General features: G+C 64.6%; 20 protein-coding genes and 1 other RNA gene. 8 read left to right on the top strand and 13 right to left on the bottom strand.

Going from position 1 to position 17,809, the window contains the following annotated elements; all coding sequences use genetic code 11:
• The first annotated feature begins 26 nt into the window (after positions 1-26).
• Positions 27-398, top strand: a complete 372-nt coding sequence (locus ACZZ0O_RS12440) for a DUF423 domain-containing protein (protein WP_463590902.1) — start codon at positions 27-29, stop codon at positions 396-398.
• A gap of 1 nt (position 399) precedes the next feature.
• Positions 400-1,074, top strand: coding sequence for a DNA-3-methyladenine glycosylase family protein (locus ACZZ0O_RS12445; RefSeq protein ID WP_463590903.1), 675 nt, complete (start codon positions 400-402; stop codon positions 1,072-1,074).
• 33 nt (positions 1,075-1,107) lie between these two features.
• On the opposite strand, the gene ACZZ0O_RS12450 is transcribed toward ACZZ0O_RS12445, so the two are convergent.
• From ACZZ0O_RS12450 to ACZZ0O_RS12470, 5 genes are all read right to left on the bottom strand, one after another.
• Positions 1,108-1,905, bottom strand: coding sequence for a M15 family metallopeptidase (locus ACZZ0O_RS12450; RefSeq protein ID WP_463590904.1), 798 nt, complete (start codon positions 1,903-1,905; stop codon positions 1,108-1,110).
• 15 nt (positions 1,906-1,920) lie between these two features.
• On the bottom strand, positions 1,921-2,532 hold the full coding sequence (locus ACZZ0O_RS12455; protein WP_463590905.1) for a PH domain-containing protein: 612 nt from the start codon (positions 2,530-2,532) through the stop codon (positions 1,921-1,923).
• Positions 2,533-2,704: 172 nt separating this feature from the next.
• Positions 2,705-2,884, bottom strand: a complete 180-nt coding sequence (locus tag ACZZ0O_RS12460; protein WP_055845582.1) for a type II toxin-antitoxin system antitoxin — start codon at positions 2,882-2,884, stop codon at positions 2,705-2,707.
• Entirely contained in the window at positions 2,881-3,165 is a 285-nt protein-coding gene (locus tag ACZZ0O_RS12465) for a hypothetical protein (protein WP_055845579.1), read from the bottom strand. Before ACZZ0O_RS12465 ends, ACZZ0O_RS12460 begins: the two co-directional genes overlap by 4 nt.
• 9 nt (positions 3,166-3,174) lie before the next feature.
• Positions 3,175-4,044, bottom strand: coding sequence for an SPFH domain-containing protein (locus ACZZ0O_RS12470; protein ID WP_115527315.1), 870 nt, complete (start codon positions 4,042-4,044; stop codon positions 3,175-3,177).
• A gap of 127 nt (positions 4,045-4,171) precedes the next feature.
• Here ACZZ0O_RS12470 and purT point away from each other — a divergent pair, with 127 nt between their 5' ends.
• On the top strand, positions 4,172-5,374 hold the full coding sequence (purT, locus tag ACZZ0O_RS12475) for a formate-dependent phosphoribosylglycinamide formyltransferase (protein ID WP_115559490.1): 1,203 nt from the start codon (positions 4,172-4,174) through the stop codon (positions 5,372-5,374).
• Between the two features lie 267 nt (positions 5,375-5,641).
• Here purT and ACZZ0O_RS12480 read toward each other — a convergent pair whose 3' ends face one another.
• Complete coding sequence (locus ACZZ0O_RS12480) at positions 5,642-6,871, bottom strand: endonuclease/exonuclease/phosphatase family protein (protein ID WP_463590906.1); 1,230 nt, start codon at positions 6,869-6,871, stop codon at positions 5,642-5,644.
• A 51-nt stretch (positions 6,872-6,922) separates the two neighbouring features.
• Complete coding sequence (locus tag ACZZ0O_RS12485) at positions 6,923-7,837, bottom strand: arginyltransferase (RefSeq protein WP_115527318.1); 915 nt, start codon at positions 7,835-7,837, stop codon at positions 6,923-6,925.
• 39 nt (positions 7,838-7,876) lie between these two features.
• On the opposite strand from ACZZ0O_RS12485, the gene ACZZ0O_RS12490 reads away from it, so the two are divergent.
• The gene (locus tag ACZZ0O_RS12490) at positions 7,877-8,476 is read left to right on the top strand and encodes an EF-hand domain-containing protein (protein WP_463590907.1); all 600 of its coding nucleotides are present in this window, start codon (positions 7,877-7,879) and stop codon (positions 8,474-8,476) included.
• An 11-nt stretch (positions 8,477-8,487) separates the two neighbouring features.
• Here ACZZ0O_RS12490 and ACZZ0O_RS12495 read toward each other — a convergent pair.
• From ACZZ0O_RS12495 to ACZZ0O_RS12510, 4 genes are all read right to left on the bottom strand, one after another.
• A non-coding RNA gene (locus tag ACZZ0O_RS12495) (sX9 sRNA) lies at positions 8,488-8,563 on the bottom strand.
• 420 nt (positions 8,564-8,983) lie between these two features.
• Positions 8,984-9,487, bottom strand: a complete 504-nt coding sequence (locus ACZZ0O_RS12500) for a putative signal transducing protein (RefSeq protein WP_055845563.1) — start codon at positions 9,485-9,487, stop codon at positions 8,984-8,986.
• 231 nt (positions 9,488-9,718) lie between these two features.
• Complete coding sequence (tesB, locus tag ACZZ0O_RS12505; RefSeq protein ID WP_463590908.1) at positions 9,719-10,624, bottom strand: acyl-CoA thioesterase II; 906 nt, start codon at positions 10,622-10,624, stop codon at positions 9,719-9,721.
• Between the two features lie 59 nt (positions 10,625-10,683).
• Entirely contained in the window at positions 10,684-11,454 is a 771-nt protein-coding gene (locus ACZZ0O_RS12510; protein ID WP_115527321.1) for an enoyl-CoA hydratase/isomerase family protein, read from the bottom strand.
• A 23-nt stretch (positions 11,455-11,477) separates the two neighbouring features.
• Between ACZZ0O_RS12510 and ACZZ0O_RS12515 the strand changes: the two genes are divergently transcribed.
• The gene (locus ACZZ0O_RS12515) at positions 11,478-11,942 is read left to right on the top strand and encodes a copper chaperone PCu(A)C (RefSeq protein WP_463590909.1); all 465 of its coding nucleotides are present in this window, start codon (positions 11,478-11,480) and stop codon (positions 11,940-11,942) included.
• 240 nt (positions 11,943-12,182) lie between these two features.
• Here ACZZ0O_RS12515 and ACZZ0O_RS12520 read toward each other — a convergent pair whose 3' ends face one another.
• Together ACZZ0O_RS12520 and uvrA are read right to left on the bottom strand one after the other, a co-directional pair.
• On the bottom strand, positions 12,183-12,587 hold the full coding sequence (locus tag ACZZ0O_RS12520) for an acyl-CoA thioesterase (protein WP_323538013.1): 405 nt from the start codon (positions 12,585-12,587) through the stop codon (positions 12,183-12,185).
• Complete coding sequence (gene uvrA / locus ACZZ0O_RS12525) at positions 12,587-15,553, bottom strand: excinuclease ABC subunit UvrA (protein WP_463590910.1); 2,967 nt, start codon at positions 15,551-15,553, stop codon at positions 12,587-12,589. Before uvrA ends, ACZZ0O_RS12520 begins: the two co-directional genes overlap by 1 nt.
• Before the next feature lie 292 nt (positions 15,554-15,845).
• Here uvrA and rplU point away from each other — a divergent pair, with 292 nt between their 5' ends.
• The 3 genes from rplU (at position 15,846) to obgE (ending at position 17,743) form a co-directional block, all read left to right on the top strand.
• The gene (gene rplU / locus ACZZ0O_RS12530) at positions 15,846-16,166 is read left to right on the top strand and encodes a 50S ribosomal protein L21 (protein ID WP_005989959.1); all 321 of its coding nucleotides are present in this window, start codon (positions 15,846-15,848) and stop codon (positions 16,164-16,166) included.
• A 12-nt stretch (positions 16,167-16,178) separates the two neighbouring features.
• On the top strand, positions 16,179-16,439 hold the full coding sequence (gene rpmA / locus ACZZ0O_RS12535; RefSeq protein WP_002807880.1) for a 50S ribosomal protein L27: 261 nt from the start codon (positions 16,179-16,181) through the stop codon (positions 16,437-16,439).
• A gap of 254 nt (positions 16,440-16,693) precedes the next feature.
• Positions 16,694-17,743 carry a GTPase ObgE gene (obgE, locus tag ACZZ0O_RS12540; protein ID WP_055845546.1) on the top strand — a complete coding sequence of 350 codons (1,050 nt, stop codon included), beginning with the start codon at positions 16,694-16,696 and terminating at the stop codon, positions 17,741-17,743.
• Positions 17,744-17,809 lie beyond the last annotated feature (66 nt).

The following is a 17,809-nucleotide window of genomic DNA, read 5'->3' on the forward strand; positions in this document are numbered from 1 at the left end:
ACGGCGCCGCAACGGAAACTGCCCGCATGTCTTTAATCGAACGTCGCAAGAAACATCCCTCGTTGCTGGCCTTTTGCGGCGGCTTGCTGGCCGCCATCGCGGTGGGGCTGTCGGCCTATGCCTCGCACGGCGTGACCGACGCGCTGGTGCAGTCGCGCTTGCAGTTGGCATCGCTGTACGCATTCGGGCACGGCGCCGTGCTGGTCGTGCTGGGCGCCACCGAAACGCGTGCGCTCGCGCGCGTCGGGTTGTATCTGTTGTTGCTCGGCACGTTGCTGTTTGCCGGTAGCCTGGTTGGCGGCGCCTTGCTGCACTGGCCGACCAACCTTGCACCGATCGGCGGGGTCGGCCTGATGCTGGGCTGGGTGGTGTTGGCGATCGGCGCGTTGAGGCGCTGAGATGCCACGGCATACCCGCGGATTCGATGTAGAGGCGGCGTTCGCGCAGTTGAGCCGGCGCGACCGTGCGTTGGGCGCGTGGATGAAGCGCATCGGCCCCATCGCTCCGCAGCCAGGTTGGCGCAAACCGTTCGACCCGGTGGACGCGTTGGCGCGTGCCATCTTGTTTCAGCAACTCAGCGGCAAGGCCGCATCCACGATCGTGGCGCGGGTGGAGGTGGCGATCGGATCGAGCCGTCTGCACGCCGACACCCTGGGGCGCGTGGACGATGCGGCGCTGTGCGCCTGCGGCGTCTCTGGCAATAAGGCGCTGGCATTGCGCGATTTGGCGCGGCGCGAGCTGGATGGAGAAATCCCCTCGTTACGCAGGCTCGCCTTCATGGAAGACGACGCCATCGTCGAAGCACTGGTGCCGGTGCGTGGCATCGGCCGCTGGACGGTGGAAATGATGCTGATGTTCCGCCTGGGCCGCCCGGACCTGCTGCCCATCGACGACCTGGGTGTGCGCAAGGGCGCCCAGCGCGTAGACAAACAAGCGCAGATGCCCACGCCGAAGGAACTTGCCGAGCGCGGGCAACGCTGGGGCCCATACCGCACTTACGCCGCGTTTTATCTATGGAAGATCGCCGACTTCAGCGTCGCGGCGAAAGTGCCGACCCCGCGCTCGCAGGAATAGACGCGCTCGGTGCGCGCCGGATTGCGGCAGGCATCAGCCCGCGTGCCAACGCCAATGCCAGGGTTCGTAGACTATGCCGTGCGGGTTGTCGCGCGGATAACTCAGGCGGTAGCCGAAGTGCGGCGCGTGACTGCGCAGCCACGCAAACGCGGTGGTGGCCTCGAACGATTCCTCGGCCGGTGGTTCGCCCGGAGTGCCGATATCGAGTGCATCGCCGCTGTGATGTTCGCTGAAGCCCGGTGCGGCATTGACCGCTAGAATCTGGTCCAGCGTCAGCCCGCGTGCGAACTTGCGTTCGAAGATGCCCAGTTGGTAATCGTGGCTGCGGTAGCCGGAGATCGCATCGAGCACGATGTCCGCACGCAGCGCAGCCGCACGCATCTGATGCCACGCACGCACGGCACCTGCGCTGAGCCAGAGCGGCCGGCCGAAGCGATCGCGCCCGGCGAGCTGCAACGTTGCCGGTTCGGCGATCAGGCGCAGGCCGGTCTGTTCTACATAGTCATCTGCAACAAGCCCGAGCTGTGTGAGGCGATGTTGCAAGCCGTCGACCGCCAGGACGCCCGCGTGGCCTTGGCTGGAACGCGCAGTGGCGCTCTGCAGCCGGTCCAGTGCCTCGTCCAGACCAGGTTCGTGCGCCAGTCGCGGCACCAGCGGCATCAGCCCGTGCGGCAGCTGCGCGGCCAGATAGCGCCCATCGCGTTTGCGCCGCAGTAGCCAGTCGGCCTGCGCCAGTACGCGCGCATCGGCATTGCTGCGCGCGCGCATGATCGCGGCCGGCACCAGTTCGATGGCGGTGGTGTTGAGCAGCAGGGACAGTCTTGGGCGCATCGCGACAGGGTAGGGCTAAGCGCGTTGCGCGGCCAGTTGCTGTAGATCCTGCAGCAGCTGGCGCGGCTGTTCGGGACTGAGCACGACTACGCTGCCGTCCTTGAGTGGGAGGGTCAGCACTCGGGCCGATTGGGTGATCAGATAGAACCCCGGGCCTGCCTGTCTGCTGCGGTAGTACCCGGAATGGAAACCCGGATAGCCAAAGCCCAACGACTTTCGGCCTGGCTTGAAGGCAGGGTGCTCGGCCAGATCGACCACGCGCGCGGTGTCCAGCCGCATCTGGTCGACGGACACTTGCTTGGTGAACAGTGTCGAGCGCACGATCAAGCGATCGTCCTGCAGCCGGATACCGCGTCGCGCATGCGCGGCGGTGCAGCTCACTGCGATTGCCAGCAGCAATGCCAGGTGGGTGTACAGGGCGGCAGGATGCCCATGACGGACATTGTCCGCATGTACCACGACGATCACGCACGCGACAGCCAGCAACGGAAGCCACAGCCACAGCGCAAGCCCGCAGGGCGCGACCGGAGCGACGGGGTACTCGCGCCGATGCGGTGGCTGGCGGTGACCGGTGTGTGCCGTGTGCTGTGCAACGCCGCCGTGGCGTTGACCGGATCGCGTCGTCATCGGGCGTCCTTGATCGTCACCTGTGGCGTGACGCTTGGCGATACGTGTGGGCGCCTGACAGCGAGCATGCCGGGGTTGTTTGGTAGGGCCGCCGCGACCTGGACGTCATCGCCGTTGACGGCGTGGAGACATGACAGCGATGCGGCGACGCTTCGCCCGTTGCAGCGCCTGCTCATGTCTGCGGCTCCTTGTCGCCCTGCGGCTTCGGCAAGCGCCCTGCCTTGCGTAGTGCGTCGCGCAGCACGTATTCGATCTGCGCATTGAGGCTGCGTAGTTCGTCATCGGACCAGCGCTGCACAGCAGCCAGTACATCGGCGTTGATGCGCAGCGGATAGGCCTTCTTTTCGCTCACTCGCGCTCACCGCGGCCGCTGTAACGGCGCAGGTGCATGACCATCGAGACGATCAATACGTTGACGCCGATGATCATGCCGATCACCACCGCATAGATACCGGCGCGGTTGTCGCCGGCCCAGTACAGGCAGGCAGCGCCGATCAGGATCACCAGGCTGATCAGCGCCCAGCGCAGGCCCAGACCGCGTGCGCGGTCGTCGTCGTCCGCACCGATGGAGGCGGCGATCGCCAGCGCGGGCAAACCGGACAGAGCGACCACCAACGGCACCATGACATTCATTGTTTCACCTCAATAGAGCGAGCCGGCGTTGACCACCGGTTGGGTGCCGCGATCAGAACACAACACGGTGAGCAGGTTGCTGACCATATGCGCCTTGCGCTCTTCGTCCAGCTGCACCACGCCGTTTTTCTGCAACTCGGCCAGTGCCATCTCCACCATGCCCACGGCGCCTGCCACGATACGCGTGCGTGCGGCGATCACTGCATTGGCTTGCTGGCGCTGCAGCATGGCTTGCGCGATTTCCGGTGCATAGGCGAGATGGCTGATGCGCGCTTCGATCACATCCACGCCGGCCTGGGTCAGGCGCTCGTCGAGATGGCGCTTGAGCTGTTCGCTGATTTCGGCCGGATGGCTGCGCAACGAAATCTGACCATCTTCGTGCTGATCGTAGGGATAGCTGGTAGCCATGGCGCGCAGCGCCGCTTCGGACTGGATATGCACGAAGCTTTCGTAGTCGTCGACGTTGTACACCGCTTCCGATGCATCCATGACCTGCCACACGATCACGGCAGCAATTTCGATCGGGCTGCCATCCAGTTCGTTGACCTTGAGCCGGCCGCTTTCAAAATTGCGCACACGCTGGCTGACCCGGCGCTTGGCATAAAAGGGGCTGTTCCACCGCAGGCCAGGGTCCTTGACCGTGCCCACGTACTTGCCGAACAGGCTGAGCACGGCGGCCTGGTTGGGTTCCAGGGTGTACAGCCCGGCCAGAAAAAAGATGCCGACGGCAACCACCACGATGGTGGCGATCAACGCGAGCGGAATCGCCTCGGCCGAGGCCGCCACGGTAAGCAGCATCCAGGCGCTGGCTGCGAACGCCGCACCGACGGCGATGATGACGGGGATGCCAGGCAATGAGTTGATCGGCTTCTCTTTCATGAGCGGATGTCCTTGAGTTTGGAATAAAGATATCAAAGTGATATCAAGTGATGCAAGATTCGCGGGCAGCGTTTGAGCGGAAGGCCCAGTTAGAATGGCCGCCCCCTTCCGATCTGGACCCGCGCTCATGACTACTCTCGGCACGCCGTTATCGCCTTCCGCCACCCGGGTGCTGCTGCTGGGGTCGGGCGAACTGGGTAAGGAAGTAGCGATCGAACTGCAGCGCTTCGGGGTGGAAGTGATCGCGGCCGATCGCTATGCCAATGCACCGGCGATGCAGGTGGCGCACCGCTCGCACGTGCTGGACATGCTCGATCCTGCCGCGCTGCGCGCGCTGATCGCCGCCGAGCAGCCGCACCTGATCGTGCCGGAGATCGAAGCCATCCATACCGAAACCCTGGTGGCGCTGGAGCGCGATCAGGGCCAGCGCGTGATTCCCACCGCGCGCGCCGCGCGCCTCACCATGGACCGCGAAGGCATCCGCCGCCTGGCTGCCGAAACCCTGGGCCTGCCGACCTCGCCGTATCGCTTTGTCGACACTGCCGCCGAGTACCGCGATGCGATCGCCGCGGTGGGCCTGCCGTGCGTGGTCAAGCCGGTGATGTCGTCCTCGGGCAAAGGCCAGAGCACCTTGCGCAGCGAGGCCGACATCGATGCGGCATGGGACTACGCGCAGACCGGTGGACGTGCCGGCGCCGGGCGTTGCATCGTCGAAGGCTTCATCGATTTCGATTACGAGATCACCTTGCTGACCGTGCGGCACGCGGGCGGCACCTCGTACTGCGACCCGATCGGCCACTGGCAGCAGGATGGCGACTACCGCGAAAGCTGGCAGCCGCAACCGATGTCGGCTGCCGCCTTGCAGCGCTCGCAGGAGATTGCGAAAGCCATCACCGACGATCTGGGCGGCTGGGGCTTGTTCGGGGTGGAGTTGTTCGTCAAGGGCGACGAGGTATGGTTCAGCGAAGTCTCGCCGCGTCCGCACGACACCGGGCTGGTAACGCTGGTGTCGCAGGAATTGAGCGAATTCGCGCTGCACGCCCGCGCGATCCTCGGCCTGCCGGTCGGTGCTGAAAACGGCGGCGTCATCCGTCAGAGCGGCCCGTCGGCGTCCTGCGCGCTGCTTGCGCACGGCAATGGCGTGCCGGTGTTCGACAACGTTGCCGATGCATTGCGCGACCCGGACACCGCGCTTCGCCTGTTCGGCAAACCGCGCGTCGACGGCCACCGCCGTGTCGGCGTCACGTTGGCGCGTGCTGACAGCATTGATGCAGCACGCGAGAAAGCGCGTGTGGCGGCTGCGGCGTTGACGATTCAGTTGAAAGACTGAGCAGCGCTTTGCTTGCTTGAAAGAGTGCAGCTTGGTGCTGCACTTCTTTCAGAACGCCAGCTGCAAGCATGTGTCGACGCGCTTGCCATCAACAGCGATGGCAAGCTGTGCGAGCAGTCACTCGCCGAAGTGCAGCTGTCGTCAGCTCTCTACAAGGCCAGCGCAAGCGATGCCTGCGTCCATGGACCTGTCATCGCAGGCTTGGGAAGTACGGCAGATTCCAGAACCCGACGTTACCAATCCCAACTCCCTAATCGCTAATCCCGGCTACAAACCAACATCCACCCACACCGCATGATGGTCGCTGCCATCGGCAATCGTTGCTTCCGGGGCGGTGCTGGCCGGCCAGAAGATGCCGCTGCCGATCAGGGTGAACTGGTGCGATGGCAGCACGTAGTCCAGGCGCATGGTGCCGGCTTGCGGTCCAAAGTCGCCGGTGACTTGGTGCGGGTCGCCGGTGTGCACGATGCCTTGCGCGGCGTATTCGGCGGTCTTTTCCGGGCCGCCGTCGCTGCGCGGGGTGGGGTATTGCAGCACGCTCGGATGATTGACCAGTGCGCGGATCGCGTCGTGGCGGCCGGCGCCATCGATCGGATCGTTGTTCAGATCGCCCAGGATCACGAAGTGCGCATCGGCCGCCAAGCCGCCGCAGATCCCCTTGTCATCGCACAGCCAGCGCTTGCTGTCGGCGGCGTTGTCCAGGTACGCACGCCACAGCGCGAGCTCGTCGTGGTTGCGTGCGGCGTTGCGCTTTTCCGCGCCATCGAACACCGGTGGCGTCGGGTGCGACACCAGCGCATGCACGACACCGAGCGGCGTGCGCACCGGCACGTCCCAATGCGATTTTGACGACAGGCGCAGCTGCGACCAGATCGCGTCGCTATAGAACGAACGCCCGGTGCCCGGATCCAGCGGCCGCAATGCGCCCGGCAGCGCGCTCCATTTCAGCAATTGAAAACTGCGCACAGACTGCGCATCGATCGGATACCGCGACAGCACCAGCATCCCGTACTGACCAGGATGCAGCCCATAGCCCCAGGCATCGTTGCCACGCGAGCGGCCATCGCCACCGACGGTACCGTTGCTGTCCAGATCCAGGCCGCTCGGCACGCCGGTATTGACCGGTGCCAGATACCGATACGGATAACGCAACGGCTCGCCGCCGCCTGGCTGGGCGACCTGCAGGTAGCGCTGCTGGAACAGATCGGCAGCGCGGTGGTCCGGGTCGAAATCGAATTCGTTGAGCAACACCAGATCCGGACGTACGCGCTGCAGTACCGCAGCGATCTTGCGTGCATGCGCGCTGTCGCCCTGCAGTTCGCGCACCAGGCCGCCGGCCTCGTCGGAGTACAGCGAGGTGTTGTAGGTGGCGATGCGCAGCTGTGTCGGCACAGGGTCGCCGGTGGCGCTATCGGAGGTAGCGGCCGATGCCGGGGTGCGATGGGTACAGGCAGCGCAGAGCGCGGTCAGCGCAAGCAACAAAAGAGGTCTGATCATCGCGCGATTCTCGCATGCTGGATGCGACAGGCCGATGTCGCGCGCTGCGATTCACGGCGCCGATGCGGTCGCGGGTAATCCGCGCCACTGACGGCCGTCGTAGGCTTCCAGTGCGCTGAAACGACGCTTGTAATTCATCTTTGCATGGCCGTCGATCCAGTAGCCCAGATACACATGCGCGCGTCGCTCGCGCTGAGCCCATTGAATCTGCTGCAGGATCGCGAAAGTGCCCAGGCCGCGCGCGGCCGCCTCCGGCGCGTAGAACGTGTAGACCGCAGACAACGCATGCTCGGTGACGTCGGTGACCGCAACGGCGAGCAGCCGCCCCGGTGCATGCGCCACCGCCGGTTCGCGAATCTCCAGAAACCGCCCATGCGACCAGCCGCCGATCAGGAACTGATCGAATTCGGTGCCGCCATGTTCGTCCATGCCGCCACCGGGATGCCGGGATTTGAGGTACTGGCGATACAGGGCGAGTTGCTCGTCGGTGCGTTCGGCTGCGACCACGCGCACGACCAGATCCTGATTGCGCGCAAGGCAACGGCGTTGACTGCGATCGGGTCGAAACGCATCCACTGCAATGCGCACCGGCACGCACGCGCGGCAGCGTTCGCAATGCGGCCGGTACACCAGGTCGCCGGAGCGACGAAACCCCCATGCCAATGCCTGCGGATAGATCGTGCCCAGGCGCGGGTCATGCGGGTCCAGCACCAGATCGCGCGCACGACGCTCGGGCCAGTAGCCGCAGGCATGCTCGCCGGTCTGGAACAGGCGCAGGTCGTCGTGGGTGTCGGCGTGGATGGCCATGCGCGCAGGATAGCGCCTGTGCGTCGCAACAGCGGCGACTGTCCGCCGGATGAATACGCCAGGTGTGCGCGTCAACGTGTGCGCCGATGGCTCGTTGATGTGGGTGTTGGTGGCAGCGCACGGCCTCTCCGGATGCGCCACCCACGCGATGCGGCCCATGCAGGTGCCGCGTGTGGTTCCCACAATCAGGAGTTTCTCATGACGTCTCGCAAACCTTTCCTCGCCCTGGCCGTGCTGGCTGCGCTGTCCACCGGCGTCGTGTTCGCCGCCACTCCGCCTGCTACCGGCGATGCGCCGCGTCCTGGCAAGCTCGACAGCAATAACGATGGCGTCATCGATCGTAGCGAAGCCGCCGCCGACCCCAAGCTGGCCGCGCAGTTCGACACGCTGGACACCAACAAGGATGGCAAGCTTTCACGCGATGAGCGCCCGCGGCATCGCGGTCCGGGTCGCGAGGGACGTGGCGACTGGATGGCTAAACTCGACACCAACAAGGACGGCCGCATCAGTCGCGAGGAAGCCAAGGCCGACCCGAAGTTTGCCGCGCGCTTCGATCAGATGGACGTCAACAAGGACGGCTTTGTCGATCGCGCCGACCGTGAGCTGCGCATGCAGCAGCATCGCGATGCGTGGTTTGCCAAGGCCGACACCGACAAGGACGGCAAGCTGAGCAAGGCCGAGTTCGACGCCGCATCCAAGATGCGCGGCGAGCATGGTCCGCGTGGCCCGGGTGAGCACGGCGACCGTGGCGATCACGGCAAGCGTCCGATGCCTGCCAAGCCTGCCGCGGGTAACTGAGCATTGAGAGCGGCAAACAAAACGTAGCGAGCAGTCGTCAGGTGGGCGCGGACGGCCCGCAGGAACCGGAGCGTACGGGTGGTACGTGCCGATTCCGAGCGCCGGCCGCGCGCGCTTGGCAGTAAGCACGGTAGTTCTGTGAGCTGCTCTTAGGTGGAGTGCAATTGGTTGAGTAGTGCAGTGGTGGGATGACACCGCCGTCATGGCGGTTGCTCATTCGCAACAGTTAACAAGGCGCCGATCGACAGACGGCCTCCCGCGTAAGCAGGAGGCCGTTTTTTGTGTGTGCGTTGTTAGGCAGCTAACACGCGTACTGCGCGCATCCCGACGATCTGCCATGCGCGCGCGACTGGCACGCAGATCGATCCTTGTGTGGGCGCGCCTCATAGCATCCCCAGCTTGATGGAGTGATGCAGGATCGCCAGTATCACTGCGACGTTGCTGACGATCACGGCGCCAGGGCTTGACCCTGCTAGCCCAAACCACGCCACCACAGCGCAGAAGCGCTCAGCGTGCCGGCTGAATCCGCACCCGCATTTCGTCGTCCTCCGCTGGCGGCGTTGCGTCCGGTGCCGATTGCGATGCGGGCTGTGTTGCTGGGGCGACCGGCGCCGGTGTGCTGCGATGGCGCATCACCACAAACATGGCCACCGCACCGATCACCAGCAACAGCACCAGACGGATACGCCAGGCCCAACTGCGCGCGCTGGAGCTCGATCCGTTTTCGCCTTCGCGGAAGGTGTATTCCACGTTCGGCAGATCGCGGCGGGTGGTGTCGAGCAGGCGTGCATCGCGCAGCAGGTCGCGCGCGCGCGGCTGGTCGTCGGCGTGCACGATCCACACGGTGGGATACGCCTGCGCGTTGCCTTGCTCGAGATAGCTGAACTGCCCGGTGCGCTTGCTCTCATACGAGCGGCCATTGCTCATGCGCACATCGATGCCGGCGTTGCGCAGTAGATTGGCCACGCCCTCGGCGGTTTCGATACGTTGACTGCTGAAGATCTTGCGCATGCTGGTGGAAACCGCCGTTGGGTCCCGAACAAATGGCGCCACTGCTGCGCCGGTTCAAGATGAAAAGAAAGATGTGGGTGATGGCTGCAACTAAGTAGCCGCACGCGCGCCGGTGAGCAGGCCGGCGCGTCGTCGTAACAGCTTGCGTGCTGCGCGACGAACCGGCCGCATGCCCGCCATCTGCGCCGTCGATTGATGAGTCCGCGACACGGTAGCGCCACCCATTTACGCCTAGCCCTTGGCCGGCACGGCAATCGCGCTGCCCTCGGGCACTACGCGGATCAGGCCTTCCTGCGTGGTGCTGGCGACCAGCACGCCATCGCGGGTGAAGAACTGCCCACGTGCCAGGCCGCGTGAGCCTTGCGCGGTGGGGCTATCCAACGAGTACAGCAACCAGTCGTCGGTGCGGAAGGGTCGGTGAAACCACAGCGCATGGTCGAGCGAGGCCATCTGCACATTCGGCATGTAATAACTGATGCCGTGCGGAAACGTGGAGGTGCCCAGCAACTGAAAATCCGAGGCGTAGGCCAGCAGTACCTGGTGCAGGCCGACATCGTCGCCGATCGGGTCGTTCAGACGCAGCCACATCTGCTGAAATGGTGGTCGCTTGGGCGGCTTGAGTTCGTCACGCGGAAATACGTGGCGAAATTCGAACGGGCCACCGCGCGAGAGCCAGCGCTGCACCTTGGCCGGCAGGTTCGCCAGCACCTCCGGCGCAAGCGGTGCGGCCGGTTCGATGTCTTCCGGCGGCGGCACCACCGGCATCACCGATTGATGCTCTGCACCGTCTTCGTGTTCCTGAAACGAGGCCGCGCAGAAAAAGATCACCTTGCCGTGCTGGATCGCAGTAACCCGGCGGACTGAGAAACTGCCGCCATCGCGGGTGCGGTCGACGTCGTAGACGATCGGGTGGTCGATATTGCCAGCACGCAGAAAATAGGCATGCAGCGAATGCGCCTGGCGGCCGTTTTCCACCGTGGCCTGCGCGGCTGACAGGGCCTGGCCCAGCACCTGTCCGCCGAACACGTACTTGGTGCCGATGTCGCGGCTCTGGCCGCGAAACAGATTGTCTTCCAGGCGCTCCAGCGACAACAGGCTGATCAGTTCGGAGACGACGGGTTCGGCGGTGGCGGACAAGGGGCTGGCCTGGGCGTGCGACGGACCACGATTATAGCGGGCCGCCTGCGTACCACCGTTCAGGCCTTTTGTAGGCGTTCGACCAAGCCACGCAACGCGGCCTGCGCATCGGGCGCGTACCAGCCGTCGACGAAGCGCTCCAGCTGGATCAGCTCCGGCGCCAGCGCCGCGCGCAAATCCGCCCTTGCCACCGCACGCGTGGCCAGCATTGGCTGACGCGGCAACTGTTGCAGCTCCTGCAGCCACGCCACTGCGCGCGCGGTGACCAGTTCGCCGTCGACCAGCTCGTCCACCAATCCGATCTGGGCGGCCTGTTCGGCGGGCAGCAATTGCCCGGAAATCAGCAAGCGTTCGGCACGATGCGCACCGACCACGCGGCGCAGCAGCCGCTGGATACCTTCTGGCGCCGCCAACCCCACTTGCACTTCGTTCAGGCCGATGGTGTACGGCCGGGCGGTATCGGCGCTGCGCGCCATCACCCGGTAGTCGCAGCACAGCGCCAGCACGCAGCCACCGGCCGGCGCATGGCCGCCGATTGCCGCGACCACCGGCACCGGGCAGTTGGCCAGTGCTTGCGCTGCATCGAAGAAGGCGGTCCAGCTGGCCAGCAATGCAGCGCGGTCGGTGCCATGCGACAGCAGGTGGGGTACATCCATGCCACCGGAAAAAATGCGTGCGCTGCCCGATAGCACCACGCCGTCGACCGTGGCGTCCAGCTGCTGCACGGCCGCGCTCAGTGCTTGGCAGAGCGCGGTATCCAGTGCATTGACCGGCGGGCGCGCCAGACGGATTTCACGAATTCGGCCGTGGTCTAAGATCTGGATGCTCATTCGGGGCTCCTGGAGGTCGGGTCATGATAGACGGCAGTGACAGCGGGCGGCGCGTGCGGCGCAGCGTCATTGGCGCAGTGGCGCTACTGGTCAGTGCAGGCGCATCTGCGCAATGCATGCCGACCTTTAAGGACGGTTGGGTGCGGATTCCGCCGCCGAGTGGCATGGGCATGGCGGCAGGATTTGGCAGCTTTCACAACGACTGCCCGCATGCAGTGCGGATGACCGGGATCAAGAGCGCCGCCTTTGGCGAGGTGTCGCTGCACCAGACCCTGCAGACCGATGGGGTCAGCCGCATGCGTGCCGTGCCGGAGCTGTTGTTGTTGCCTGGCGCGGTGGTGACGCTGGCGCCAGGCGGGTTGCACCTGATGCTGATGCAGGCGCAGGCGCCGCTGAAGGAGGGCGCACAGTTGCCGGTGGTATTTATCTTGCAGGATGGCCGGCAGGTACAGGCCACGCTACAGGCACGGACGCGCGCGCCGAAGTAGTAACCGTCTCGCCCCGAGTTGCGGATCGGGCGCTGCACAGCAACCTGCGCTGTGTGCTTGCAGTACGTAAGTGCAGCGCGAAGTAAAGCCAGACGCCGACGAAATCGTACGCGCCCACATCGCATCCAGAGCCCCAAGGTTTGCAGTCACTCGCAGCCGGGGACGCCACCAAAAACAAAAACGGCGGCTCCGCTAACGAAGCCGCCGTGCATCACTGACCTGCGTCTTCGCAAGTCTGCGTCAGCTGCTCGCTGCGCGCACCGGATCCGGCAGCGCGGCGCTCTTGCCGGTCTGCGTATCGATCCACACCACTACCACGTTGCCATCCGAATACAGCACGCCCTCGTCCTTCTGGTCGACGATGCGATGGCCGATGGTGATGCTGCTGCTGCCCAGACGCTCGACAAACAACTCCACCGTGATGTCGTTGGGCCACACCAGCGGGCGTTTGTAGTTGACGTTGGTGGCGGCAACGACCGGCGCGATACGGTCGGTCATCGAGACGCCTTGTACGCCCAGCATCCAGCGCACGCGCGCTTCTTCCAGATACGAAATGTACTTGGCGTTGTTGACGTGGCCCATGCTGTCCATGTCGCGCCAGCGCACGCTGATCGGGATGCGTGCCAGGATCTTGTGTTCGCTCATCAGCTTGCCTTCTTCTTTGCAGTTTTCTTGGTGGCGGATTTGGCGACCTTGGCCACCTTCTCCGGTTTGACCTTGCGCGGTGGGCGCGCATCCGGCTTGTTGGCCATTGCGGCCGGGCGGGTCTCGCGTGCCTTGACCGACGGCAGCATCTTGGCCAGGAACTGCCCGGTGTAGGACGCCTCGTGCGCGGCCACGTCTTCCGGTGTGCCGGACACCAGGATGGTGCCACCACGATGGCCGCCTTCCGGGCCCAGATCCACGATCCAGTCGGCGGTCTTGATCACATCCAGATTGTGTTCGATCACCACCACCGTGTTGCCCTCGTCGCGCAGCTTGTGCAGCACGCCGAGCAGCGCTTCGATGTCGTGGAAATGCAGGCCGGTGGTCGGTTCGTCGAGGATGTACAAGGTGCGCCCGGTATCGCGGCGCGACAGTTCCTTGGATAGCTTTACGCGCTGCGCCTCACCGCCAGACAGCGTGGTCGCGCTCTGGCCCAGCTTGATGTAGCTCAGGCCCACATCGATCAGCGTTTCCAGCTTGCGCGCGATCGACGGCACTGGCTCGAACAGGCGCAGCGCGTCTTCGACGGTCATCTGCAACACGTCGCTGATGTTGAAACCCTTGTAACGGATCTCCAGCGTCTCGCGGTTATAGCGCTTGCCGTGGCAGACATCGCACGGCACGTACACGTCGGGCAGGAAGTGCATCTCCACCTTGATCATGCCGTCGCCCTGGCATGCCTCGCAGCGGCCGCCACGCACGTTGAAGCTGAAACGCCCCGGCGAATAGCCGCGCGCACGCGATTCGGGCACCTGTGCGAACAGCTCGCGCAGCGGGGTGAACATGCCGGTGTAGGTCGCCGGATTGGAGCGCGGGGTGCGTCCGATCGGCGACTGGTCGATATCCACGACCTTGTCGAACAAGTCCAGATTTTCCACTTCGCGATGCGGTGCCACCGTATGCGAGGCGCCGTTGATCTCGTTGGCGGCCAGCGTGAACAAGGTATCGTTGATCAGCGTCGACTTGCCCGAGCCGGACACGCCGGTGATGCAGGTCAACAGGCCGGCCGGAATCTCCAGATCGACATTCTTGAGGTTGTTGCCGGTGGCCCCGCGCAGATGCAGCATCATCTTCGGGTTGGGCTTGTGGCGCTGCTTGGGAATCTCGATGCGGCGCTTGCCGGACAGGTACTGACCGGTCAGCGAGCGTGGCGAATCCAGAATGTCCTGCAGCGTGCCCTGTGCGCAGATTTCGCCACCGTGCACGCCGGCGCCGGGGCCGATGTCCAGCACGTGATCGGCCAGTCGAATCGCGTCTTCGTCATGCTCGACCACGATCACCGTATTGCCTAAGTCGCGCAGCCGCGTCAGCGTGCCGAGCAGGCGTTCGTTGTCGCGCTGATGCAGGCCGATCGACGGCTCATCGAGCACGTACATCACCCCGACCAGGCCGGCGCCGATCTGGCTGGCCAGACGGATGCGTTGCGCTTCGCCACCGGACAAGGTGTCGGCCTTGCGCTCCAGGGTGAGGTAATCCAGGCCGACATCGACCAGGAAGCCCAGGCGCTCGGCGATCTCCTTGACGATCTTGCTGGCGATCTCGCCGCGCCAACCCGGTAGCGACAAGCCGCGGAAAAAGTTCAGCGCTTCGTTGACCGGCAGCACCACCAACTCCGGCAGCGGGCGGTCGGCCACAAACACGTTGCGCGCAGCGCGATTCAGGCGTGTGCCGTTGCAGGCAGGGCAGGGCTGCTGACTGACGTACTTGGTCAACTCTTCGCGCACGGCCGGCGATTCGGTTTCGCGGTAGCGCCGTTCCAGATTCGGAAGGATGCCTTCGAAACGATGCTTGCGTGTGGTGCGCCCGCCCGCATCGGTGAAGTAGGTGAAGCTGATCACCTCATCGCCGCTGCCGAACAAAACCGCCTGGCGCACCTGGGCCGGCAGCGTGTTCCACACCGCATCCACGTCGAATTTGTAGTGCTTGGCCAGCGAGGCGATCAGCTGGAAGTAGTAGGCATTGCGCCGATCCCAGCCGCGTACCGCACCCGCAGACAACGACAGTTCCGGGTGCACCACCACCCGGTCCGGGTCGAAGAATTCGGCCACGCCCAGGCCATCGCAACTAGGGCAGGCGCCCACCGGTGCGTTGAACGAAAACAGCCGCGGTTCCAGCTCCGGCAGCGAGTAATCGCAGACCGGGCAGCTGTACTTGGACGAGAACAGATGCGGGGCTGCGGCCGGGTCGTCCAGCGACTGCACCGCCACCATGCCTTCGCCGAGCTTGAGCGCGGTTTCGAAACTTTCCGCCAGCCGCTGCTTGATGTCTTCGCGCGGACGGAAACGGTCGATCACCGCTTCGATGGTGTGCTTCTGGCGCAGCGCCAGTGCCGGCACCGCATCGATCTCGTACAACTCGCCATCCACGCGCACGCGCACGAAGCCCTGCGCACGCAGTTGTTCGAATACCTGCGCATGCTCGCCCTTGCGGTCGCGGATCACCGGCGCCAGCAACATGTAGCGCTGTTCCTGATCCTGGGTGAGCATGTGGTCGACCATCTGGCTGACGGTCTGCGCTTCCAGCGGGAAACCGTGATCCGGGCAGCGCGGCTGGCCGACGCGTGCATACAGCAGGCGCAGGTAGTCGTAGATCTCGGTGATCGTGCCCACGGTGGAGCGCGGGTTGTGCGAGGTGGACTTCTGTTCGATCGAAATCGCCGGGGACAGCCCTTCGATATGGTCCAGGTCCGGCTTTTCCATCACGCTGAGGAACTGGCGCGCATACGCCGACAGCGACTCGACGTAGCGGCGCTGGCCCTCCGCATAAATGGTGTCGAACGCCAACGACGACTTGCCCGAGCCGGACAGGCCGGTGATCACGATCAGTTTGTCGCGAGGCAGGTCGAGGTCGATGTTTTTGAGGTTGTGCGTCCGCGCGCCGCGGATGCGGATGAAATCCATCGCCATGGGGGATCCGATGTCGGGCCGGCGAACCGGCAGTGGTGCGAGCGTGCTCAGCAGGAATGAGTGGCAGTCGATCAGCCTACCCGCCGACCTAGGTGAGGGCAATTGCCCCAAATGCCAGTCTGACCGGGCCGTTGTGGCGACCGGATGATGCGTTGCACCCGCCCGATTCCGGTGCGCGGCGGTTGACCTGCTTGCAGGTTGACCCGAAACCGGCTAAGCCAGTACAATCCCGCTCCTGTCTGCCCTAGGGCACGTCAGTGCGACCATAATAACTACAGAGGAAAACCTGGTCATGTACGCAGTTCTGGTAACCGGCGGTAAGCAATACCGCGTCGCGCAGGGCGAAACGCTCCGCGTGGAAAAGCTCGAAGTCGAAGCAGGCAACGAGATCAAGTTCGACACCATCCTGATGCTGGGCGATAGCGATGGCATCAAGCTGGGCGATGCGCTGAAGGGCGCTTCGGTCACCGCCAAGGTCGTGGCCCATGGCCGCGCCGACAAGGTGCGCATCATCAAGTTCCGTCGCCGCAAGCACCACATGAAGCGTCAGGGACACCGTCAGTACTACACCGAAATCGAGATCACCGGCATCGCCGGTGGCGACAAGAAGTAAGGAGAACCAGTCATGGCACATAAAAAAGGCGTAGGTTCCTCGCGCAACGGTCGCGATTCCAACCCGAAGTACCTCGGCGTGAAGATCTTTGGTGGCCAGGCCATCGACGCCGGCAACATCATCGTGCGTCAGCGCGGCACCCAGTTCCATCCGGGCGCCGGCGTCGGCCTGGGTCGTGACCACACGCTGTTTGCGCTGGTCAACGGCAAGGTCGAGTTCTCGGTCAAGGGTGCGAAGAAGCGTCGTACCGTCAGCGTGGTTGCCGAGGCGTAATCGCCCGCTCCATGCAGGCCAGTTCGTAGCCGCGCCAGCGCGGTTGCGAACGACACGGAGAGCCCCGCTTCGGCGGGGTTTTTCGTTTGACGGCTAAGAATCGGGAATGGGGAATGGGGAATCGGAAAAGCCGGCTCCTGACTCCGTTTCGCTCTCTGCTGTCGTGCCGGTGAGTGCGCTCGCTGGCAGGAGTCACGCCGCTTTTTCTTTGGCCGATTCCCCACTCCCTATTCCCAATTCCCGGTTGTAAGCTCATGAAGTTAGTCGACGAAGCAGAAATCCTGGTGACCGCTGGTAACGGCGGCAATGGCTGTGTCGGCTTTCGCCGCGAGAAGTTCATTCCGCTTGGCGGGCCCGATGGTGGCGACGGCGGTGCCGGCGGCAGCGTCTGGATCGTCTCCGACGAGAACGTCAACACCCTGGTCGATTTCCGTCATGAGCGCACCTTCAAGGCGCAGCGCGGCGAGAACGGCATGGGCCGCCAGGCCTATGGCAAGGGTGGCGAAGATCGCGTCATCGTGGTGCCGGTCGGCACCATGGTCGTCAATGTGCAGACCGATGAAGTGATCGGCGACCTGACCCAGCACGGCGATCGCCTGCTGGTCGCCAAGGGCGGCAAGGGCGGCCTGGGCAACATGCATTTCAAAAGCTCGGTCAACCGTGCGCCGCGCCAGTCCACCACCGGTGAAGAAGGCGAAGAGCGCCTGCTCAAGCTGGAGCTCAAGCTGCTGGCCGACGTCGGCCTGCTGGGTTTCCCGAATGCCGGCAAGAGCACGCTGATCCGCGCGGTGTCCTCGGCAACGCCCAAGGTGGCCGACTATCCGTTCACCACGCTGTATCCGAATCTGGGTGTGGTCAGCGTCGAGGCCTACCGCAGCTTTGTGATCGCCGACGTGCCGGGTCTGATCGAAGGTGCCGCCGATGGCGCCGGCCTGGGTACGCAGTTTCTGCGCCATCTGCAGCGCACGCGCCTGCTGCTGCATCTGGTGGATATTTCGCCGATGGATGGCGGTGTGGATGTGTCGCCGGTGGATCAGGTGCGCACCATCGAGCGTGAGCTGGAGCGCCACGACCCCGAGCTGCTGAAGAAGCCGCGTTGGCTGGTGCTCAACAAGGCCGACCTGATGTTCGAGGACGAGGCGCGTGCCGCTGCCGAAACCATCGTGGCCGAGCTGGGCTGGACCGCGCCGTGGTACCTGGTGTCCGCGCTGGGTCGCGATGGCACCTTCCCGATCATGAAGGACGTCATGGCATTCTTCGACCGCCAGCGCGAGGACGAGCTCGAGGCGCGCAATGCGGGCTGAGTGCACGGACAGGCACACAAAAAACCCGGCCGAGGCCGGGTTTTTCTGTGCTACCGGAAGCCAGGC

The sequence above is a fragment of the Xanthomonas sp. AC360 genome, assembly GCF_979258225.1.

Coding starts and splice junctions, on each gene's coding strand:
- ACZZ0O_RS12440 (WP_463590902.1), top strand. CDS start 27: ATGTCTTTAATCGAACGTCGCAAGAAACATCCCTCGTTGCTGGCCTTT.
- ACZZ0O_RS12445 (WP_463590903.1), top strand. CDS start 400: ATGCCACGGCATACCCGCGGATTCGATGTAGAGGCGGCGTTCGCGCAG.
- ACZZ0O_RS12450 (WP_463590904.1), bottom strand. CDS start 1,905: ATGCGCCCAAGACTGTCCCTGCTGCTCAACACCACCGCCATCGAACTG.
- ACZZ0O_RS12455 (WP_463590905.1), bottom strand. CDS start 2,532: ATGACGACGCGATCCGGTCAACGCCACGGCGGCGTTGCACAGCACACG.
- ACZZ0O_RS12465 (WP_055845579.1), bottom strand. CDS start 3,165: ATGAATGTCATGGTGCCGTTGGTGGTCGCTCTGTCCGGTTTGCCCGCG.
- ACZZ0O_RS12470 (WP_115527315.1), bottom strand. CDS start 4,044: ATGAAAGAGAAGCCGATCAACTCATTGCCTGGCATCCCCGTCATCATC.
- purT (WP_115559490.1), top strand. CDS start 4,172: ATGACTACTCTCGGCACGCCGTTATCGCCTTCCGCCACCCGGGTGCTG.
- ACZZ0O_RS12480 (WP_463590906.1), bottom strand. CDS start 6,871: ATGATCAGACCTCTTTTGTTGCTTGCGCTGACCGCGCTCTGCGCTGCC.
- ACZZ0O_RS12485 (WP_115527318.1), bottom strand. CDS start 7,837: ATGGGCCGCATCGCGTGGGTGGCGCATCCGGAGAGGCCGTGCGCTGCC.
- ACZZ0O_RS12490 (WP_463590907.1), top strand. CDS start 7,877: ATGACGTCTCGCAAACCTTTCCTCGCCCTGGCCGTGCTGGCTGCGCTG.
- ACZZ0O_RS12500 (WP_055845563.1), bottom strand. CDS start 9,487: ATGCGCAAGATCTTCAGCAGTCAACGTATCGAAACCGCCGAGGGCGTG.
- ACZZ0O_RS12510 (WP_115527321.1), bottom strand. CDS start 11,454: ATGAGCATCCAGATCTTAGACCACGGCCGAATTCGTGAAATCCGTCTG.
- ACZZ0O_RS12515 (WP_463590909.1), top strand. CDS start 11,478: ATGATAGACGGCAGTGACAGCGGGCGGCGCGTGCGGCGCAGCGTCATT.
- ACZZ0O_RS12520 (WP_323538013.1), bottom strand. CDS start 12,587: ATGAGCGAACACAAGATCCTGGCACGCATCCCGATCAGCGTGCGCTGG.
- uvrA (WP_463590910.1), bottom strand. CDS start 15,553: ATGGCGATGGATTTCATCCGCATCCGCGGCGCGCGGACGCACAACCTC.
- rplU (WP_005989959.1), top strand. CDS start 15,846: ATGTACGCAGTTCTGGTAACCGGCGGTAAGCAATACCGCGTCGCGCAG.
- rpmA (WP_002807880.1), top strand. CDS start 16,179: ATGGCACATAAAAAAGGCGTAGGTTCCTCGCGCAACGGTCGCGATTCC.
- obgE (WP_055845546.1), top strand. CDS start 16,694: ATGAAGTTAGTCGACGAAGCAGAAATCCTGGTGACCGCTGGTAACGGC.